This is a genomic window from Brevundimonas sp. SORGH_AS_0993, from assembly GCF_030818545.1.
Lineage (GTDB): Bacteria > Pseudomonadota > Alphaproteobacteria > Caulobacterales > Caulobacteraceae > Brevundimonas.
On the sequence record NZ_JAUTAH010000001.1, the window covers coordinates 2910683 to 2929527 of the forward strand.

General features: G+C 66.9%; 17 protein-coding genes, 1 tRNA gene and 1 pseudogene. 8 read left to right on the forward strand and 11 right to left on the reverse strand.

Translation table 11 applies throughout. The features are described from left to right. Nucleotides 1-61: 61 nt before the first annotated feature. From QE389_RS14300 to QE389_RS14310, 3 genes are all read right to left on the reverse strand, one after another. Nucleotides 62-559, reverse strand: coding sequence for a GAF domain-containing protein (locus tag QE389_RS14300; protein ID WP_307368695.1), 498 nt, complete (start codon nucleotides 557-559; stop codon nucleotides 62-64). Between the two features lie 76 nt (nucleotides 560-635). After that, on the reverse strand, nucleotides 636-788 hold the full coding sequence (locus QE389_RS14305) for a hypothetical protein (RefSeq protein ID WP_307368698.1): 153 nt from the start codon (nucleotides 786-788) through the stop codon (nucleotides 636-638). An 83-nt stretch (nucleotides 789-871) separates the two neighbouring features. Then, nucleotides 872-947: transfer RNA gene (locus QE389_RS14310), tRNA-Ile, on the reverse strand. Between the two features lie 222 nt (nucleotides 948-1169). Here QE389_RS14310 and QE389_RS14315 point away from each other — a divergent pair. The 4 genes from QE389_RS14315 to QE389_RS14330 all read left to right on the forward strand — a co-directional run bounded on the left by QE389_RS14315 (nucleotide 1170) and on the right by QE389_RS14330 (nucleotide 5062). Continuing rightward, on the forward strand, nucleotides 1170-1931 hold the full coding sequence (locus tag QE389_RS14315; RefSeq protein WP_307368701.1) for an SIMPL domain-containing protein: 762 nt from the start codon (nucleotides 1170-1172) through the stop codon (nucleotides 1929-1931). Nucleotides 1932-2067: 136 nt separating this feature from the next. Then, nucleotides 2068-3849: a signal peptide peptidase SppA gene (gene sppA, locus QE389_RS14320; RefSeq protein ID WP_307368704.1), complete on the forward strand. Its 1782-nt coding sequence runs from the start codon at nucleotides 2068-2070 to the stop codon at nucleotides 3847-3849. Between the two features lie 119 nt (nucleotides 3850-3968). Beyond that, complete coding sequence (locus tag QE389_RS14325; RefSeq protein WP_307368706.1) at nucleotides 3969-4292, forward strand: hypothetical protein; 324 nt, start codon at nucleotides 3969-3971, stop codon at nucleotides 4290-4292. A gap of 8 nt (nucleotides 4293-4300) precedes the next feature. Further along, nucleotides 4301-5062, forward strand: a complete 762-nt coding sequence (locus QE389_RS14330; protein WP_307368709.1) for an N-acetylmuramoyl-L-alanine amidase — start codon at nucleotides 4301-4303, stop codon at nucleotides 5060-5062. Here QE389_RS14330 and QE389_RS14335 read toward each other — a convergent pair. From QE389_RS14335 to QE389_RS14350, 4 genes and pseudogenes are all read right to left on the reverse strand, one after another. Beyond that, nucleotides 5059-5325: a hypothetical protein gene (locus QE389_RS14335; protein ID WP_307369118.1), complete on the reverse strand. Its 267-nt coding sequence runs from the start codon at nucleotides 5323-5325 to the stop codon at nucleotides 5059-5061. The genes QE389_RS14330 and QE389_RS14335 overlap by 4 nt on opposite strands. A 73-nt stretch (nucleotides 5326-5398) precedes the next feature. Further along, nucleotides 5399-5692: pseudogene (locus tag QE389_RS14340) on the reverse strand (2-dehydro-3-deoxy-6-phosphogalactonate aldolase); the annotation flags it as partial. Then, nucleotides 5689-6579 carry a 2-dehydro-3-deoxygalactonokinase gene (locus QE389_RS14345; protein WP_307368712.1) on the reverse strand — a complete coding sequence of 297 codons (891 nt, stop codon included), beginning with the start codon at nucleotides 6577-6579 and terminating at the stop codon, nucleotides 5689-5691. The gene QE389_RS14345 and the pseudogene QE389_RS14340, both read right to left, overlap by 4 nt. Before the next feature lies 1 nt (nucleotide 6580). Next, on the reverse strand, nucleotides 6581-8155 hold the full coding sequence (locus QE389_RS14350; protein WP_307368715.1) for a sodium/sugar symporter: 1575 nt from the start codon (nucleotides 8153-8155) through the stop codon (nucleotides 6581-6583). 238 nt (nucleotides 8156-8393) lie between these two features. Here QE389_RS14350 and QE389_RS14355 point away from each other — a divergent pair, with 238 nt between their 5' ends. The 4 genes from QE389_RS14355 to QE389_RS14370 all read left to right on the forward strand — a co-directional run bounded on the left by QE389_RS14355 (nucleotide 8394) and on the right by QE389_RS14370 (nucleotide 12693). Next, nucleotides 8394-9167 carry an IclR family transcriptional regulator gene (locus tag QE389_RS14355; RefSeq protein ID WP_307368718.1) on the forward strand — a complete coding sequence of 258 codons (774 nt, stop codon included), beginning with the start codon at nucleotides 8394-8396 and terminating at the stop codon, nucleotides 9165-9167. A 101-nt stretch (nucleotides 9168-9268) separates the two neighbouring features. Next, complete coding sequence (locus QE389_RS14360) at nucleotides 9269-10018, forward strand: SDR family NAD(P)-dependent oxidoreductase (RefSeq protein WP_307368720.1); 750 nt, start codon at nucleotides 9269-9271, stop codon at nucleotides 10016-10018. Further along, on the forward strand, nucleotides 10019-11821 hold the full coding sequence (locus QE389_RS14365; protein WP_307368723.1) for an IlvD/Edd family dehydratase: 1803 nt from the start codon (nucleotides 10019-10021) through the stop codon (nucleotides 11819-11821). 17 nt (nucleotides 11822-11838) lie between these two features. Next, complete coding sequence (locus tag QE389_RS14370) at nucleotides 11839-12693, forward strand: SMP-30/gluconolactonase/LRE family protein (RefSeq protein WP_307368726.1); 855 nt, start codon at nucleotides 11839-11841, stop codon at nucleotides 12691-12693. Nucleotides 12694-12739: 46 nt separating this feature from the next. On the opposite strand, the gene QE389_RS14375 is transcribed toward QE389_RS14370, so the two are convergent. The 4 genes from QE389_RS14375 to QE389_RS14390 all read right to left on the reverse strand — a co-directional run bounded on the left by QE389_RS14375 (nucleotide 12740) and on the right by QE389_RS14390 (nucleotide 18766). Continuing rightward, the gene (locus tag QE389_RS14375) at nucleotides 12740-14416 is read right to left on the reverse strand and encodes an MFS transporter (protein ID WP_307368727.1); all 1677 of its coding nucleotides are present in this window, start codon (nucleotides 14414-14416) and stop codon (nucleotides 12740-12742) included. A gap of 68 nt (nucleotides 14417-14484) precedes the next feature. Further along, nucleotides 14485-15465: an alpha/beta hydrolase gene (locus QE389_RS14380; protein WP_307368730.1), complete on the reverse strand. Its 981-nt coding sequence runs from the start codon at nucleotides 15463-15465 to the stop codon at nucleotides 14485-14487. Then, the gene (locus tag QE389_RS14385) at nucleotides 15462-18449 is read right to left on the reverse strand and encodes a beta-galactosidase (protein WP_307368732.1); all 2988 of its coding nucleotides are present in this window, start codon (nucleotides 18447-18449) and stop codon (nucleotides 15462-15464) included. Before QE389_RS14385 ends, QE389_RS14380 begins: the two co-directional genes overlap by 4 nt. Then, nucleotides 18449-18766, reverse strand: a complete 318-nt coding sequence (locus tag QE389_RS14390) for an L-rhamnose mutarotase (RefSeq protein ID WP_307368735.1) — start codon at nucleotides 18764-18766, stop codon at nucleotides 18449-18451. The genes QE389_RS14385 and QE389_RS14390 overlap by 1 nt, the downstream gene beginning before the upstream one ends. Nucleotides 18767-18845 lie beyond the last annotated feature (79 nt).

The window sequence follows — 18845 nt, forward strand, 5'->3', positions numbered from 1 at the left end:
GTCCTTCTCCCTTGCTGGGGCGACTTAAATCGCGCCAGGCCGCCTGTCTCAACCCTGGGTCTCAGCTCTGGGCGAAGACCTTGGCCATCAGTCGCTCCAGCGCGACCTGATCCTCGGTGTCGAAGGCGGCCTTTTCCGTCGCATCGACGTCGAATACGGCGATCAGCCGGCCCTTGGAGTCCAGCACCGGCACGACGATCTCGCTGGCCGAGCGGCTGTCGCAGGCGATGTGGCCGGGAAAGGCGTGGACGTCCTGGACGATCTGCGTCTGTCGCGTCGCGGCGGCGGTCCCGCAGACCCCGCGTCCGAAGGCGATGCGCAAACATCCCAATGTGCCCTGATAGGGGCCGACCACCAGTTCGTCCGCCTTGTCCGGCGCCACGACATAAAAGCCGGTCCAGAAATAAGGATCGAAGGCGTTCGCCAGCATGGAGGCCACGGTCGCCATCCGCGCCGTCAGGTTCGGCTCGCCCTCCAGCACGGCCAGGATTTCCGCCTCGACCTCGGCGTAGCGGGCGGCCTTGTCGGCGGGGCGGTCGGTGCGGGCGACATAGGCCATGGCGGCTCCTTCATTCAGCGCCGCCCATATAGGTAGCGTTTTCCGCCAAGGGGAGCCCCCGGCCGCATCCCCTCGATCAGGGAACCACTCCCGTCTGCGGCCCGATTCCGTCGCCCTTGGCGTCGTAATTCGGCAGAACGCCGTCCCGCTCGGCGCGCGCCTCCAGCTCATCCGCTTCCTCTTGGACGTGCCTGATCTCTTCGGGCGTAGGGATGTGGGGGTCGGTCATCGGGGGGCTCCATCTCGTCCCCGAAAAACCACCGACCTGCTGCGCTGTTCCGCCCAGGTCAAAGCTTTTCGTCGAGCGGAGGGTGGTAGGCCCGGAGGGACTCGAACCCCCAACCAGACCGTTATGAGCGGTCGGCTCTAACCATTGAGCTACAGGCCCCCAGGCGTTCAGCCGGTGGAAGGCACCGCCTAGCAGGGGCGGGGCGGGCTTGCCAAGCGCCACATGGGGGTCGCACGGCTTTCGGCGAATTCACAAAGATGAACGGAAACCGACATCGGGCGGTGGCGTTCATTCAGGCTCCAAAGGCCAAGGTTGCGGCCATGGATCGGCGAACGCGCCGTTCAGGACGAACACGGAGATTCCCACACTATGAACCGCTTGATGAAAACCTCTTCGCTGAAAGCCCTGGCGCTGGGCGGGGCCCTGTCCGCCGCCATGGCCCTGTCCGCCGTCGCCACCCCGTCCGCCGCCCAGACGGCGACACAGCCCGGAGCCGTCCAGATCATGCAGACCGCCCCCGCCCTGAATCTGTCGGCCTATGGCGAGGTCAAGGTGGCGCCCGACATGGCGACCATCAACTTCGGGGTGCAGACCGAGGCGCCAACCGCCGCGGCCGCCATGCGCGACAATGCTGCGCGCATGACCCAGGTGATGCAGGCCCTACGCCGTGCGGGCGTCGCCGAACGCGACATCCAGACCTCGGGCCTGAACCTGCAAGCCCAGTACGACTATCAGGAAAACCAGCCGCCCAAGCTGCGCGGCTATCAGGCCACGAACCGGGTTTCGGTGCGGATCAACGACTTGAGCAAGGTCGGCACGACCGCCGATGCGGTCGTGGCCGCCGGGGTCAATCAGATCGACGGCATCAGCTTCGGCCTGAAGGATCCGTCGGCCGCCGAGAACGAGGCCCGCGAACTGGCGGTGCGCGCCCTTCAGTCCAAAGCGCAACTGTACGCTCGCGCCCTGGGCGTCCAGTTGGGCGGCGTGCGCAGCCTGAGCGAAGGCGGCGGCTATACGCCCCCGTCGCCGCCAATGCCGGTGGCCATGTTCGCCCGCGCCCAGGTGGCGGATTCGACCTCCGTGTCGGCCGGAGAGATGTCGGTGCGGATCGACGTGAACGGCGTTTACGACATCGTGCGCTGATCGTTCGATCGGACATGAAGGAAGGCCCGTCGGAAACGGCGGGCCTTTTCGTATGCGGACACGCCCTTTGACCGGCTGCGATCCGGCCCTATGCTGACGCTCGGCCATGTCGGCCTTTGCGAGCGCGCCTCCTCCCATGAAGCAATTCTTTCTGACGGTCCTGGGTGTCTTCACCGGGTTGATCCTGTTCCTCGTCGTTATTCCGGTAGTTCTGGTGACGGTCGCCGTCGCCGGATCGTCCAAGCCCGCCCTGCCGGCCGCCTCGGTGCTGGAGTTGGATTTGCGCGAAGGAATCAGCGACCAGCCGTCGACTAACCCCTTCTCGGCCTTCGGCGGCCCTGGCCTGTCGGTGACGGAGGTGGTGGACGGCCTGGCTCAGGCGGGCGCCGATCCCAGCGTCAAGGCCCTGCTGATCCGCCTGCCGGAAAGCGGCATGACGCCCGCGACGGCCGACGAACTGCGCCAGGCCATCCTGCGCTTCCGCGCCGCGGACAAGCCGGTGATCGCCCACAGCCAGGGTTTCGCGCCGGTCGGGGCGGTGATTTCGACCTATATGGTGGGCGCCGCGGCCTCTGAGTTGTGGATGCAGAACACTGCCGGCTTCCAGGCCACGGGCTTCTCGGCCGATAGTCTGTTCCTGGGCCGCGCCTTCCAGAAATACGGCGTCAAGCCCGAGTTCGAGCAGCGCTACGAATACAAGAACGCCGTCAACGAATATACGCAGAGCGACTATACGGGCCCGCACCGCGAGGCGATGACCGCCTGGATGACGGCCCTGTACGACAACGCCCTGGGCTATGTCGCCAAGGACCGCAAGACGACGCCGCAAGCCCTGCGCACGACCATCGAAGCCGGCCCCTACACCGCCGAACAGGCGCTGGCCAACAAGCTGATCGACAAGGTCGGCCAGGTCGAGGAGGCCGAGGCCGCCGTGAAGGCCCGCGCCGGACAGGGCGCCGAAATCGTCGAGTTCGACAAATACGCCTCTGAGAAGGGCGCGCGCACCGGATCGGGCCGCAACACCATCGCCATCGTGGGCGGAGAAGGGGCCATCGTCACCGGCCGCGGCGAAGGCGCCGGGGGCTTCGGCGGCGGCTCCAGCATCCATTCCGACGACACGGCCGAGGCCATTTACGACGCCATCGCCGACAAGTCGGTGAAGGCCATCGTCTTCCGCGTCTCCTCGCCCGGCGGCTCGCCCGAGGCGTCCGAGCAAATTCTGGCGGCGGTCAAGGCGGCGCGGGCGGCGGGCAAGCCGGTCGTGGTCTCCATGGGCGCCTATGCCGCTTCGGGCGGTTATTGGATCAGCTCCCAGGCCGACTGGATCGTGGCCCAACCCTCGACCCTGACGGGCTCCATCGGCGTGTTCGGCGGCAAGTTCGTTCTGGCGGACGCCTTGGGCCGGTTCGGCGTGGACATGCGCGAACTGTCGGTCGGCGGCGAATACGCCGACGCCTTTTCGCCTAGCCAGTCCTTCACCCCGGCGCAGCGGGCGGCCTTCTCGGGCCAGATGGACCGCGTCTACGACGACTTCGTCACGCGGGTGTCGATCGGCCGTAAACTGCCGGTCGAGCGGGTGCGCGAAATCGCTAAGGGCCGCGTCTGGACCGGCTCGCAGGCCCTCCCCCTAGGTCTGGTCGATCAGCTGGGCGGAGTGACCGAGGCGGTGGCCAAGGCCAAGGAACTGGCGAAGATTCCGGCCAACGAGTCCGTGCGCTTCCGCCATTTCCCCAAGCCCAAGTCGACCTGGGAGGCCATCTCGGAGATGTTCGGCGTCCAGACCGAGGCGGCCAAGGCCCTGGTCATGCTGGGCGGCGTCATGGCCGATCCGCAGGCCCAGACGATCATGCGCCGCATCGACAGCGACCGGATGCGCAGCCAGGGCGCCGTCGTTCTGGCCGACCAGCCGACCTTCTGATCCGCCGCCGCGCCGATCCGCCGCACACAGCCGTGACGGGGGGCGCCATTGACCAGGCGGCCCGATGGACCGACATTGGACGTTCGGCGTTTCCTGCAAACGCCAGCCAAGGATGATCCATGTTCCAGTCTGAACGTCTCGCCGCCGTCGGTCTTGCCTCGCGTCGCCGCCCCAACGGCCTGATGGCCTCGGTGACGTGGTTGGGCGGCCTGATCGCCACGGTCGCCGCCATGGCCGTGGGCGCGGTCCTGGCCGTCTTCACCGCCGCCGCCGTCGCAGTGATCGCCCTGTTCGCCGGGGTGCTGGTCTTCCTGGTCGGCCTGGTGATGCGGGCGCGCCGCAACCTGACGCCGCGCCGACGGGCCGGCGATGGCGAGGTGATCGAAGCGCGCAAGGTGGACGGCGCCTGGGTCGCCTACGGCTGGGAACGCGACGGCCGCTGAGGCGCGCCATGGTCGATCCGATCGCGGCGCCTTCGCCGAACTTCAACGAACGCCGCGCGCCGCCTGACATGCTGGTGTTGCACTACACCGGCATGCAGAGCGGCGAGGCCGCCCTTGCGCGCCTGCGCGATCCGGAGGCCCAGGTCTCGGCCCACTATCTGGTCGAGGAGGACGGGCGAATTTTCCGGCTGGTGCCCGAAGAACGGCGGGCCTGGCACGCCGGGCGTGGCGTCTGGCAGGGGCAGGACGACTGCAACGGCGCCGCCATCGGGATCGAAATTGTCAATCCGGGCCACGAATTCGGCTATCGCCCCTTTCCTGACGCCCAGATCTCGGCCGTGATCGCCCTGATCGAGGACATCCGCAGCCGCTGGACCATCCCCGACCACCGCATCATCGCCCATTCCGACCTGGCGCCCGAGCGCAAGACCGATCCCGGCGAACTGTTTCCCTGGAAGCGTCTGGCCCAAGCGGGTCACGGCCTGTGGTTCGAACCGGCGCCCGAGCGGATCAAGGCCCTGGGCGGCCTGTTGCAGAAGGACGATCAGGGCATCGGCGTGGTGGTCCTGCGCGCCGGCCTGCACCGACTGGGCTATGGGCTGAAACCCGGCGGTGACTATGACGTCGAGACCGAAACCACCGTTCGCGCCTTCCAGCGCCACTGGCGACCGTCGCGCATCGACGGCGTGGCCGACGGCGAGACTCGCGCCCGCTTGGTCGGCCTGCTGCAGTTGGCCAGCGCCGAGAGCGTCACGGGCGTCCTGATCTAAGGGTTCGATGCAGTCCAGGCGGCGACGAAGCGGGCGGCCTGCGCGCCGACGATCTGGGACGGCTGGCCCGGCTTGAACACCGCCGATCCGATGCCGAAGCCCGAGGCGCCGGCTGCGCGCCAGTCGGCGATGCTGTCGGGTTCGACGCCGCCGACGGCGTAGAGTCGGGCGGCCGCGGGCAGGACGGCGCGGACCGCTTTCAGGCCCTTGGGTCCGGCGATCTCGGCGGGGAAGAGTTTCAGCGCGTCGGCGCCGGCGTCCAGGGCGGCAAAAGGCCTCGGACGGGGTGAAGAAGCCGGGCAGGGACAAAAGGCCCAGTGTCTTGGTCTCGCGGATCACCTCGACGTTCGTATTGGGCGAGATGATCAGTTGGCCGCCGGCGTCCGCGACCTCGCGCGCCGCCGCGACATTCAGCACCGTGCCGGCGCCGATCAGGGCGCGGCCGTCCAGCGCAGAGCGCAGGCGGCGGATGCTTTCCAACGGCTGGGGCGAGTTCAACGGCACTTCCAGGCAGCGGAAACCGGCCGCGACGATGGCCTCGCCCACCTCCACCGCCTCGTCGGGCGTCAGCCCGCGCAGAATGGCGATCAGCGGCAGGGCGTCCAGGCTTTCGATGGCGACAGGGATCATCGGCGTAGGGCCTCGTGAATGCGCCACAGGCCCCCCGCCGTGGCGACGGCGCTGTCCGCCGTGCGGACGTCATGGAAACCACCCTGCTTCAGGGCGTCGGCGTATCGGCGACAAAGGGCGGGGGCGCCGATCAGGATAACGGGACGGTCCTTGGCGTCGATCTGCGCTACGACCTCGGCTCCGATCAGAAGGCCCGACAGATAGTCAGCCGCCCACGCCGGGGAAAGGCGACCGGCCAGACCTTCAACCCGCACGGAGAACAGGGCGGCGGTGATGGCGGTGTCGTGCAAGGCCCGATCGACCCCGGCGGCGAAGGCGGCGTCGTCCGCCCCTGGCTCGCCCATGTCGGCGCCCAGGATCGTGCCCTGGCGGATGGCGGCGAACAGTTCTCCGGTCATGAAGGTGCGGAAATCCATGATCCGGCCGTCGGCGGTGCGAATCCATTTGCTGTGGGTGCCTGGACCGACGACGACCGCGTCCTGGGAGACGTCCAGGCTGACGACCTGGGTTTCCTCGCCGCGCATCACGTCCTTGAGGCGGCCATCCTCGAACAGGGCGACGCCCGGCACGATGACGACGTAGGGCGCATCATCCGGACTGGCCACGGCGGTGGCCAGGTCCGGGACGCCGGCCGGGCAGGGCAGATAGGCCATCTCGCGCCATTTGCCGCGCGCCCCCGCCATGCCGCTGACCAGAACGGGCAGGCCCTGATTCAGCCAGTCGCCCGCGACTTGTTCCAACACCGGCCGGAATTGATCGGGCGTCAGGCCGCCCGCGCCGCGCGGGTCGGAGCGGCTGTCCAGCACGGCGCCGCCCGCGGCGATCCGCATGACGCGCAGATTGCTGGTGCCCCAGTCGACCCCGATCAGGCGGGCTTGGCCGTTCACCTCACCACCAGATCGTATAGACGACGATCAGGAAGGCGATGACGCCGACCGCCGCCAGGTTGAAGCCCAGAGAGGTCTTGTAGCTGATCTTGTCCAGCTTGATCTTCATGGCGTCGGGCTTGGCCGGGACCAGCAGGGACACGATCACCGCCGCGATCAGAGAGACGACGAAGACCACGCCGACCCGGTTCATGAAGGGGAAGATGAACTGGCCCGTCTCCTGCAGCCACCAGAAGATCGCCGACAGCACGACCGAACCGATGGCGGCGGTCAGGGCGCCCGCTTCCGACGCGCGCTTCCAGAACAGGCCCAGCATGAAGATGACCACGATGCCGGGGGTGAAGAAGCCAGTGAACTCCTGGATGAACTGGAACGCCTGATCGAAGCCGCCCAGCAGAGGACGGGCGGTCAGGATGCCGATGATCACGGCGGCGACGGCGGCGATGCGGCCGACCGTGACCAACTGATGCTCTGGCGTGTCCTTTCGGATCTTGGCGTAGAGGTCCAGGGTGAAGATGGTCGAGATCGAATTCACCTTGGACGCCAGCGAGGCGATGATGGCCGCGATCAGGGCGGCGAAGACCAGGCCCTTCAGACCGACCGGCAGCAGGTTCATCATGGTCGGATAGGCTTGATCCGGCGCCGACAGATTGGGGGCCAGGATCAGGGCGGCCATTCCCGGCAGCACCACGATCACCGGCATCAGCAGCTTCAGATAGGCGGCGAAGGCGATGCCCTTCTGCGCTTCCGGCAGCGACTTGGCGGCCAGGGCGCGCTGGATGATGTACTGGTTGAACCCCCAGTAGCTGATGTTCATGACCCACAGGCCGCCCAGCAGCACGGCGATGCCCGGAAGTTCCTGATAATGCGGATTGTCCTTGGACAGGATCATGTCGAACTTGTCCGGGAACTCGGTCAGCAGGGTATGGAAGCCCGCGACCGCCCCGCCCGCGCCGCCGATGGTCGACAGGGCGATGAAACCGATGATCAAACCACCGCAGACCAGCAGGGCCACCTGGACGATGTCGGTCAGGGCCACGGCCTTCAGCCCGCCCCACAGCTGATAGGCCAGGGCGAAGACGCCGATGGCGATAATGGCGTAATCCTGGTTGAAGCCGGTCACGGTGTGGACGGCGATGGCGCCCAGCCACAGGATCGAGGTCACATTGACGAAGACGTAGAGCAGCAGCCAGAAGACAGCCATCACGTTCCTGATCGTCGGGCCGTACCGCTGCTGCAGGAACTGCGGCATGGTCACGATCTCGTTGCGCAGGAAGATCGGCAGGAAGAACTTGCCCACGATCAGCAGGGTCAGGGCCGCCATCCATTCGTAGGAGGCGATGCCCAGGCCGATCACATAGCCCGAGCCGCTCATGCCGATGATCTGTTCGGCCGAGATGTTGGCGGCGATCAGGGACGCGCCGATGGCCCACCAAGGCAGGCTCCTGGACGCCATGAAATAGTCGGTGGAGGTCTTCTGCTCGCCGGTCTTGCTGCGCGACACCCATTGCGCCAGACCGAAGATGAAGACGGCGTAGATGGCCAGGATCGCCAGATCGATGCCTGCGAGCGACATGGTTTTCTTCCCCTTGGAGCCTGCACTCTGGAACCTGGTTCCACCGCATTGGCGGAATCGCCTAGCGATTCCTCCTCGACGGATCAGGCTCTAGGCGACCCGGACGTCCAGCCGCGGCGCACCCTAGGTCAGCGACGCCGTTGTCGCAATGCGGTTTTTATATGTGCGGGAGGCTTTCATCCGCGATAATGTCCCTGACCGGCGGCGCTAGCGGCGACCGTTTCGAAACAGGGTTTTCATGGCCGACACGGATCTCGCCGACGACCGCAAATATCGCGCGCCCGCCCTGGAAAAGGGGCTGGACGTTCTGGAGCTTCTGTCCGCCCAGGGCGAGGCGATGACCCCGTCACAGATGTCGGCGACCCTGGGGCGGTCGGTCAGCGAACTGTTCCGCATGATCCAGGTGCTTGAGTTTCGGGGCTATATCGAACAGTCGTCGGATGGCTATCGGCTGACCAACCGGCTTTTCACCCTGGGCATGAGCCAGGCGCCGATCAAGTCGCTGGTGGAGGCGGCCCTGCCGGTGATGCGGGACCTGGCGTCCAGCACGATGCAGTCCTGTCACCTCGTCGTGCCCTCCGCTGATCAGATCGTGGTCATCGCCCGGATCGAAAGTCCGGGCGACCTCGGCTATTCGGTGCGGATCGGCTACCGGCGCAGCATATTGCACGCCACCTCGGGATTGATGTTCTACGCCCGCGCCAATGCGCGGACCCGCGCGCATCTGCATGAGGTTCTGGTCGGTCTGTCCGACCGAAAGACGGTCGACGCCTTCGCCGAGCGGTCCCACGCGATGACCCAGGGCGACCACGTCGAACGCGCCAGCGATTTCGTCAGCGGGGTCACGGACCTGGTCGCGCCGATCATGGGGGCGGACGACATCATCGCCACCCTGATCACCCCCTTCATCGAACAGGCCGCCGCATCCTGCACGAAGGACGAGGCGGCGGCCCGGCTGGTGCGCGCTTCGGCCGTAATCTCCGAGCAAATGGGCGCAGTGTCTCAGGTCTGAGGCCGAGTCGTTCAACATTTTTGTTGACGGCAACGATTTTCATTTGTGAAAAGTTTCTGATCGTGGGCGGCCGATCCGCCGTCTAGGGAAGCGCGTTCCGAATGGCCGCCATCTACACCGACCTCAAGGACCGCATCATCATCGTCACCGGCGGGGCTGGCGGCATCGGCGAGGCCATCGTGCGCGCCTTTCACGCCCAGGGCGCACGGGTTGGATTCCTGGATATCGACGCCGAGCGCGGCGCGCGGCTTCAGAATGAGTTAGGGAAGGGGGCCTTGTTCGTCGTCTGCGACCTGACCGACATTTCGGCCCTGAAGAGCGCGATCCAGGCGGTGCGCGAAGCGTTCGGCCCCATAGACATTCTGGTCAACAACGCCGCCCACGACGAGCGGCACGCCACGCTGGACGTGACCGAGGCCTATTGGGACGGCCGCATGGCCGTGAACCTGAAGCATCAGTTCTTCGCCGCCCAGACGGTGCTGCCGGATATGCAGGCGGCGGGCAAGGGCGCCATCGTCAATCTGGGTTCGACGTCCTGGATCATCGGCCAGGGCGGGATGCCGGCCTATACGGCCTGCAAGTCTGCGGTAATCGGCCTGACCCGGTCGCTGGCGCGCGATTTCGGTCCGTTCGGGGTGCGGGTGAACGCCGTTGCGCCCGGCTGGATCATGACCGAGCGCCAACTGGAGTTGTGGGTCACGCCCGAGACGGAAAAAGACATCTACGCCAATCAGTGCCTGAAACGCCGTCTCGTGCCCGAAGACATCGCCCGCGTCGTGGTCTTCATGTGTTCGGACGAGGCCGGGGCCATCACCAATCAACACTATGTCGTCGACGGCGGCTGGACCTGAATGACCGAGACCACAAAGCCCCAGAAGCCTTTGCGCAGCCGCGCCTGGTTCGACAACCCGGACAACCCGGACATGACGGCGCTCTATCTGGAGCGCTATCTGAACTATGGCCTGACACGCAGGGAGCTGCAGTCCGACAAGCCGATCATCGGCATCGCCCAGACCGGCTCTGACCTGTCGCCGTGCAACCGGCATCATCTGGTTCTGGCGGATCGGGTGCGGGACGGCATCCGTGAGGCGGGCGGCATTCCGATGGAGTTCCCCGTTCATCCGATCCAGGAAACGGGCAAGCGGCCGACGGCGGGGCTGGACCGCAATCTGGCCTATCTGGGTCTGGTCGAGAGCCTTTACGGCTATCCGCTGGACGGCGTCGTCCTGACCATCGGCTGCGACAAGACCACGCCCGCCTGCCTGATGGCCGCCGCCACCGTGGACATTCCCGCCATCGCCCTGTCGGTCGGCCCCATGCTGAACGGCTGGCATAAGGGAGAGCGCACGGGTTCGGGCGCGATCATCTGGAAGGCGCGCCAGATGATGGCCGCCGGAGAGATCGACTACGACGGCTTCGTCGAACTGGTGGCCTCTTCGGCGCCCTCGGTCGGCTATTGCAACACCATGGGCACCGCGACGACCATGAACTCCTTGGCCGAGGCGCTGGGCATGTCCTTGCCCGGCTCGGCGGCCATTCCCGCCCCGTATCGCGAGCGCGCCCAGGTGGCCTATGAGACGGGCCTGCGGATCGTTGATATGGTGCGCGAGGATCTGAAGCCGTCGGACATCCTGACCAAGGACGCCTTCCACAACGCCATCGTGGTCAACTCCGCCATCGGCGGTTCGACTAATGCGCCGATCCACCTTACGGCCCTGGCCCGCCACGCCCATGTCGATGTGCCGCTGCAGGACTGGCAGACCGAGGGACTGCACGTCCCGCTGCTGGTCAATCTTCAACCGGCCGGCGCCTATCTGGGCGAGGACTATTTCCATGCGGGCGGGGTGCCGGCGGTGGTGTCCGAGCTGATGAAACAGGGGCTGATCCGCGAGAACGCCCTGACCGTCACCGGCAAGACCATCGGCGAGAACTGCCGCAAGGCCGAGATCATCCTGCCCGACGTGATCCGCCCCTTCGACAAGCCCTTGAAGGAAGACGCCGGTTTCATCGTCTTTTCGGGCAATCTGTTCCACTCGGCCATCATGAAGCTGAGCGTGATCAGCCCTGAGTTCCGCGAACGCTACCTGTCCAACCCGGATGATCCGAACGCCTTCGAAGGCCCCGCCGTGGTCTTCGACGGACCCGAGGACTATCACCACCGCATCGACGACGAGAGCCTGGGCATCACCGAACAGACCCTGTTGTTCATGCGCGGCGCCGGTCCCATCGGCTATCCCGGCGCGGCCGAGGTCGTGAACATGCGGCCGCCCGCCTACCTGATCAAACAGGGTGTCAGCGCCCTCGCCTGCATCGGCGACGGGCGCCAGTCCGGCACCTCCGGCTCGCCCTCGATCCTGAACGCTTCGCCGGAAGCGGCGGCTGGCGGAAACATCGCCCTGCTGCAGACCGGCGACCGGGTTCGCATCGACCTGAACACCGGCCGGGCCGACATCCTGATCTCGGATGAGGAACTGGCCGCGCGCCGCGCGGCGCTCGAGTCGGCGGGCGGATACGCCTACCCACCCTCGCAGACGCCCTGGCAGGAAATGCAGCGCGCCGTGGTCGGCCAGCTGGAAACCGGCGCCGTGCTGGAGCCGGCGGTGAAATATCATCGTCTCGTCGACCGTTTCGGTCCGCCGCGCGACAGTCACTGAACGCAAGGCCAGAACACATGAGCAACGTCGAACTGGTCTGGGACGTCCAGGCCGAATTGGGCGAAGGCCCGGTGTGGGATGCGGCGCGGGGCGTCGTCTGGTTCGTGGACATCAAGGGGCGCAAGCTGCACCGCTATGCCCCCGCGACGGGCCAGACGCGCTCGTGGGATACGCCGGACCAGACAGGGTTCGCCCTGCCGGCCGAAGATGGTTCCCTGATCTGCGGGGTTCGGGGCGGCCTGTATCGCTTTCATCCGGAAGAGGGCGATTTCTCGCGGTTTCAGCCGGTGGAGGAAGACCGGCCGCAGAATCGTCTGAACGACGGCTATGTCGCGCCCGACGGCGCCCTGTGGTTCGGCTCCATGGACGACAGCGAACAGTTGGAGACGGGCGCCCTGTATCGCTGGTTCCGGGGGGATCTGACCCGTCATGACGACGGCTACGGCGTCACCAACGGCCCTTGCCTCAGCCCGGACGGCCGCACCCTCTATCACCACGATACGCTGAAGAAGACGATCCTGGCGTTCGATCACGACGACGGCGCGATCTCTAACCGGCGCGTCTTCGCCGTGACCGAGGACGGCTATGCGGACGGGCCCACCATGGACGCCGACGGCGTGCTTCACGTCGGCCTGTTCAACGGCTGGGGAGTGGCGCGTTTCTCGTCCCAGGGCGAACGCATCGGCAAGATCGCGGCCCCCGTCCAGACTGTCACCAAGGCGGCTTTCGGCGGGGCGGACCTGCGCGACCTTTATCTGACCACCGCCTGGCTGGGGAACGCCGACAAGCGCGGGGTCCAGCCGACCTTGGGGGGGCTGTTCCGCGTGCGGGTCGAAACGCCCGGCCTGCCCCAGAATCTGATCCGGCTCTGACCGTATACCTGGCGGCGGAAAGCGCGCCGCCAGGTCTTAAGGGGCTTTAGTCGGCGCGGGCGTTGATATCCGTCTTTCGGCCATCCTTGACGAAGACGAAGCCGACCACGGCCGTCAGCGCGGCGATCGCCACCGGATACCACAGACCGTAGTAGATATTGCCCGTCGCGGCCACGATGGCGAAGGCCACCGGCGGCAGAAAGCCGCCGAACCAGCCGTTGCCCAGGTGATAGGGCAGGGACATGGAGGTGTAGCGGATTTCGGTCGGGAACATTTCGACCAGGGCTGCGGCGATGGGGCCGTAAACCATGGTCACATAGAGCACCAGCACGAACAGGATAGCGATGGTCAGCGGCAGATTGACCTGGGCCGGATCGGCCTTGGTCGGATAGCCGGCGGCCTTCAGCTGTTGGGCCGCGCCCGCCTCCCACGCCTTCTTGGCCACGGCGAAGTCGGCCGGGGCCATGGTTTCCCCCCGGAAGCTGGGTATGGCGACGGAACCGATGCGGATCTCCGCCACCGACCCGGCCTGCGCGGCCACGGTGTCATAGCTGACCCCCGCGCGCGCCAGATAGGATTTGGCCACGTCGCAGGACTGGGTGAAGGTCGCCTTGCCGATCAGGTCCAGTTGCAGCGAACAATCCGCCGGATCGGCCTGGACCGTGACCGGCGACTGCGCCGAGGCCGCCGCCAACTGCGGGTTCACCGCGCCCGTCAGTGCGTGAAACAGCGGGAAATAGGTCAGGGCGGCCAAAAGGCAGCCGGTCAGGATAATCGGCTTACGCCCCACCTTGTCCGACAGCCAGCCCCAGAAAACGAAGAAGGGCGTGCCCAGCAGAAGGGCCGCCGCCGTCAGCAGATAGGCCTGGGCGCTGTCGACCTTCAGCACTCGCTCCAGGAAGAACAGGGCGTAGAACTGGCCCGTGTACCAGACCACGGCCTGACCGGCGGCCAGGCCGAACAGGGCGATCAGCACAAGCTTCAGATTGGGCCAGCGGCCGAAGCTGTCCTTCAGCGGCGTCTTGGACCCGCGCCCTTCGGCCTTCATCTGCTTGAAGGCAGGACTTTCCGAAAGCTTCAGGCGGATGATCAAGGAAACGCCCAGCATCAGGATTGAGACCAGGAAGGGAATCCGCCAGCCCCAGTCCAGGAAGGCCGCCTCGCCCACGGCGGTGCGCACGCCCAGGATGACCACCAGCGAGATCATCAGGCCGGCCGTCGCGGTGATCTGGATGAAGGAGGTGTAGAAGCCGCGCTTTCCGGGCGGCGCGTGTTCGGCGACATAGGTGGCCGCACCGCCGTACTCGCCGCCCAGAGCCAGGCCCTGGATCAGGCGCATGAGGACCAGAATGATCGGCGCGGCGATGCCGATGGCCGCATAACTGGGCAATAGGCCGACAACGAAGGTCGACAGCCCCATCAGCAGCATGGTCACAAGAAAGGTGTTCTTGCGCCCCCAGAGATCACCCAGGCGGCCGAAGACGATGGCCCCGAACGGCCGCACGGCGAAGCCCGCTGCAAAGGCCATCAGCGCGAAGATAAAGCCCGTCGTCTCGTTCACGCCCGAGAAGAACTGGGCTGTGATGATCGCCGCCAGAGAGCCGTAAAGATAGAAGTCGTACCATTCGATGACCGTCCCGACTGACGAGGCCAGGATGACCAGGCGGGAATCTTTCGCCAGCGGCGCGACCTCCCCGACAGTTTCAGACGCCCCTTCCGTCACGATACTCCCCCTTCTTTCTTATGGTGACGCCGTCTTGTGATCGGCGCCGTTTGTGGAAACTGGTCTGGCTACACCTTGGGCGAACGGGCGCGTTTCAGGAAGGCGTCGAACAGGCTCATCCAGGCCGGCGCGCTCGACGAATCGGTTTGGACCAGACCGTGTCCGCCCTGCTCGAAGACGTGCAGTTCGCTGGGCAGGGTCCGGGCGCGTAGGGCCTGCCACAACATCAGGCTGTTCTCGACGGGCACCACCCGGTCGTCGGCGGCCGAGGCGATGAACACGGGCGGGCTGTCGGCGGGGACGTGGCGTTCGATGGACCAGACGCTGCGGGCGGCCTCGGACGGGTCGGCGCCTACCAGCGCGCGGGCCGACGGGCCGTGAGCGTAGGGCGGCATCAGGGTGACGACCGGGAACATCAATCCGGCGAAATCAGGCCGGGTCGGCAGGCGGTCGATGGCGTCGATGGGCGCATAGGCGTCCTGGGCGAATCGCGTCGTTAGCATGCCCGCCACATGGCCGCCGGCCGAGAAGCCCGCCACCGCCACGCGATTGGGGTCGAAACCCAGTTCGACCGCGCGCGAGCGCACGATGCGGATGGCGCGCTGGGCGTCCTGAAGGGCGACGGCGGGACCGGCGGCCCAGCCGTCGCCGGGCAGGCGGTAATCCATGACGAAGACGGTGTAGCCCATCTCGGCCAGGCGCGCGTCGATGGGGCCGCCCGCCTTGCTGACGGCGACGCGCTGATAGCCGCCGCCGGGGATCATCAGGATGGCCGCGCCATTGGGCCGCGTGGGGCGACGCAGCATGATCCACGGATCGCGCACATGGACGAAAGCCGTGTCGTTTGGATCGCCGTTCGGATTGCGCAGGACGACCTGTTCCTGAACCGTCACCGCCTCGCCGCCCGGCGCGGCGCCGGGCCATAGAGGTCGAACCTCGAACGGGGCGGAGACGGCGGAGATGGTTTGTGCGCGGGCGACGGCGGGCGCAATGACGGCCCCCGCGCCTAACGCCAGCAGGGCCCGACGCGGCAGGCGAGGTGCGGTCATCGCCGCCCCCCTTCCGTCGTGGTCTGAACACCGCCGCGCACATTGCGCTGGGTGATCAGGCGCACGTCCTCCAGCACATTGCCCGGCGCCCCGTCGGTGGAGACGGCCAGGGCGATGGTGTTATGGCCCCGCGCATTCAGTATGCCCTCGGGCAGGGTGAAGACCCGCTGCGGCCCGACGTTGGCGATGAACTGGCCCATGTGCCAGCCGTTGACGAAGATGAGGACGCGATAGGCCCGGTCCGAGCGCGGCTTGTCGATGTCGCCGAACGCCAGGCCGATGGAGGCGTCCTGACCCTGGGGCACATTCAGGTCGAAGCCGGTGCGATACCAGGTCACGCCCGGCTGTAGGGCCTGACCCACCGTTGCGGCGCTCCAGGCCGTATCGTCGAACTGCGGCAGGTGCCAGCCATTGCGCTCGCCGAACAGGCCGCCGTTGTTGGCGACGCCGCGCACGGTGTCGGTGAAGTCCTCGCCGCCCTGACGGCCCTGGATCTTCCAGGCGACGGGCACCGAGAAGCCGGGGCCGGCGCGCGGGCCGACCGAGACCGAGACCAGGCCGCGCGCTTCCTTGTGGAAGTCGTTGGCGTCCAGGTTCCAGTTGTGGCCGTTGTTGCGGACCATCACCGACAGGACGTGCGGTCCCGGCGTGCGCGCGGCGGCGGGCAGGGTGAAGCGCGCCATGCCGGTGGTGATCGGGCGCGGCATTCCGGTGGGCAGTTCGTCCTGACCGACCAGTTCGCCGTCCAGGAATAGTTGCAGCATCCCGGCGCCGCCCGCGCCATAGAACAGTTCGATCGTCTCGGCGTTCGGCCCGCCTTCGAACCGGCCGCGATACCAGACGTCGCCCTCGTGGAAGCCGTAGGCGTCCATAAGCATGTTCGGCTGGCCGTCGGGGCGCAGGGTGTTGCTGGCGTAGGCGCGGTTGTCGATCGCCTGCCAGTCGCGGTCGTCGAAGTCCGGCTTGGCCTCGGGCGATCCGGGAGCCGCGCGCCAGTTCGTCAGAACGGGCAGGGCGAAATCGGCCGGGCCGGGCAGGGCGGTGCGCGCCTCCAGCCCGCCAGAGGCCGTGGTGCGCGTGGCGACCGTCGCGCCGTTCCAGCGGACCGAACGGACGGGGGCCGACGACCACAGCTCCAGCGGCGTTTCGGCGTTGGTGTCGCCGGTCAGCAGCAGTTGTCCGCGCTCGATGCGGGCATGACGCAGCAACGCGGGACCCCGCACCAGCACCTCGCCCTGACGCCAGAAGCGCGCGGCCTCCTTCTCTTCGCCGATCAGCAGAAGCAGGTCGGGCCGACCGCCGCCGCTGATCTTCACGCGGGCCAGACCCTGATGGGCGTAGTCCAGCTTCAGGTCGCCGGTCGCCGGATCGAAGGCGGAACGGACCTGCCCCTCCAGCACCGTCACCGTCGGGGCCGAGGCGAAGCGCAGCATGGTCTGACCCGGCTCGTCCTTGCGGCCATACATCAGGACAACCGGCTGGCGCGCCGACGGCAGAACCGCCTGAACCTCGGACGTCGAATAGACCAGCCGCTGACCGGCCAGATCGACCCCGGCGACCAGCCATTTGGCGTCGAAGCCGTTCAGCGTCATCGGCACGACATAACGGCCGTCGGGCAGGTCGGCCGTGACGGTGAAGTCGTCGTTGGTCTGGCCGTTCGACGGCTTGTGCGTGACCAGCAGGAAGCGGGCGTCTGTCTCCGGGCTGCGGTTATGATAGACTTGGATGTTCGGCGACGAGATCTCGACCGGCCCGGCGGGGATCATCCCGGCCAGATCGGGAACCGACTCCAGCAGGCCCGCCAGCTGTTTCATCTCCTCGGCCTTGGGCCGCAGGTCGCGCGCCTCGGAGATGGCCGCGCCATAGTCGTAGCTGGTGAAGACCACGGGCGCCGCCAGCCAACCCCAGCTGGTGCCGCCGAAGCCGACATAGATGCTCTGCAGCGAAATGCCGTTGGCCAGGTTCACGCCGTAGAAGACGCGCTGGAACCGCTCGCCGCGCTGGCGGGCGTTGCATTCGTAGCCGCCGTTGGAGCCCCAGTAGTCGAACCAGCCGCCGCCGATCTCGGCCATGAAGCCGGGCGTGGAGGGCGAGGCTGAGGCGCCGCCCTTGGCCCCGCCGGGACCATAGAAGCCCCAGTCGGGCGCCGCCGCGCCGCGCGTCGTCTGGCCGCCGACGGTGCAGGTGCCGCCGGGATAGCCGTCGAAGGCGTACAGATCGACCGGACCATGCACCACCTTGTCGACCGGCGAGTTCTCGGGCGCCCAATAGCCGTTGCGGCCCTGGTCGTTATGGAAGATCGGCACATTGATGCCGTCCGCCCGCGCCTTGGCGTATAGATGGTCCATGTAGCGCCGATGGGCGGGCGTCGTGACCGCCAGTTCGTTCTCGATCTGATAGAGGATGACCGAGCCCTGGTTGCCCCGGCCGTCGCCGTTGATCTGATGGCGGGCGATGATGGCGTTGATGTGGGTCATCCACTCGTCGGCGGCGGCCAGATACTCAGGCGAATCCGTGCGCGACGGCGCGCGCTGATTGACCAGCCAGCCAGGGAAGCCGCCGCGCGTCAGCTCGGCATTGGCGTAGGGGCCGGGCCGGACAATGACATAGAGGCCCTCTTCCTCCGACATCTTCAGCAACAGGTCGAGGTCGCGGATGCCGGTGAAGTCGTAAACCCCCTGTTTGGGGCTGTGGTAGCCCCAGTCGAAGTAGAAGGCGACGGTGTTGAATCCGCTGGCCTTCATCTTCTGCAGCACATCGCGCCACAGCTCGGGGCTGGGCAGACGGAAGGGATGCATTTCGCTGGACCAGATGACCAGGCGCTTGCCGTCGATCATCAGGGAGCGGGCGTCATAGGAGACGCGGCCGAAGGTCTGGGCCGGGGCGGCGAAGTCGGCGGTGGCCTGGGCCGTCTGGGCGACGGCGGCGGAGGCCTGAACCAGCGGGGCGGCGGCGACGGCGGCCGCGAGGAGAAGCGCGCGCATCAGGCTTGATGGAACATCAGTTGCAGGGGCCATTCGCGCGGCTTGTCGCCCGGCTCGACCTCCATCAGCGGCGCCATGTGCGTCCACCATTTGCGCATCAGGGGATGGTTGGGCAGGTCGTCCAGCGTATGGTCGTCCGCGCGGCGCAGAACCGCGAACAGCGACAGGGTCTCTTCGTCCAGGAAGATCGAATAGTCGCTGACGCCTCTGGCGGTCAGCAGTTCGGCCAGTTCGGGCCAGATGGCGTCGTGACGCGCCTTGTATTCCTGGACCGCGCCGGGCTTCAGCTGCATGCGGAAGGCGTGAAGCGAACTCATGATTCCTCCAGTTCCGATTATTCGGTATTCTGTTTCATCATTTGGTAGTGCGTCGCATCGCGCCCGTCAAATCGGCTGG

What these genes read in the sequence shown, in the direction of transcription:
- QE389_RS14300 (WP_307368695.1), bottom strand. Translation starts at nt 559, where the DNA reads ATGGCCTATGTCGCCCGCACCGACCGCCCCGCCGACAAGGCCGCCCGC.
- QE389_RS14305 (WP_307368698.1), bottom strand. Translation starts at nt 788, where the DNA reads ATGACCGACCCCCACATCCCTACGCCCGAAGAGATCAGGCACGTCCAA.
- QE389_RS14315 (WP_307368701.1), top strand. Translation starts at nt 1,170, where the DNA reads ATGAAAACCTCTTCGCTGAAAGCCCTGGCGCTGGGCGGGGCCCTGTCC.
- sppA (WP_307368704.1), top strand. Translation starts at nt 2,068, where the DNA reads ATGAAGCAATTCTTTCTGACGGTCCTGGGTGTCTTCACCGGGTTGATC.
- QE389_RS14325 (WP_307368706.1), top strand. Translation starts at nt 3,969, where the DNA reads ATGTTCCAGTCTGAACGTCTCGCCGCCGTCGGTCTTGCCTCGCGTCGC.
- QE389_RS14330 (WP_307368709.1), top strand. Translation starts at nt 4,301, where the DNA reads ATGGTCGATCCGATCGCGGCGCCTTCGCCGAACTTCAACGAACGCCGC.
- QE389_RS14350 (WP_307368715.1), bottom strand. Translation starts at nt 8,155, where the DNA reads ATGTCGCTCGCAGGCATCGATCTGGCGATCCTGGCCATCTACGCCGTC.
- QE389_RS14355 (WP_307368718.1), top strand. Translation starts at nt 8,394, where the DNA reads ATGGCCGACACGGATCTCGCCGACGACCGCAAATATCGCGCGCCCGCC.
- QE389_RS14360 (WP_307368720.1), top strand. Translation starts at nt 9,269, where the DNA reads ATGGCCGCCATCTACACCGACCTCAAGGACCGCATCATCATCGTCACC.
- QE389_RS14365 (WP_307368723.1), top strand. Translation starts at nt 10,019, where the DNA reads ATGACCGAGACCACAAAGCCCCAGAAGCCTTTGCGCAGCCGCGCCTGG.
- QE389_RS14370 (WP_307368726.1), top strand. Translation starts at nt 11,839, where the DNA reads ATGAGCAACGTCGAACTGGTCTGGGACGTCCAGGCCGAATTGGGCGAA.
- QE389_RS14380 (WP_307368730.1), bottom strand. Translation starts at nt 15,465, where the DNA reads ATGACCGCACCTCGCCTGCCGCGTCGGGCCCTGCTGGCGTTAGGCGCG.
- QE389_RS14385 (WP_307368732.1), bottom strand. Translation starts at nt 18,449, where the DNA reads ATGCGCGCGCTTCTCCTCGCGGCCGCCGTCGCCGCCGCCCCGCTGGTT.
- QE389_RS14390 (WP_307368735.1), bottom strand. Translation starts at nt 18,766, where the DNA reads ATGAGTTCGCTTCACGCCTTCCGCATGCAGCTGAAGCCCGGCGCGGTC.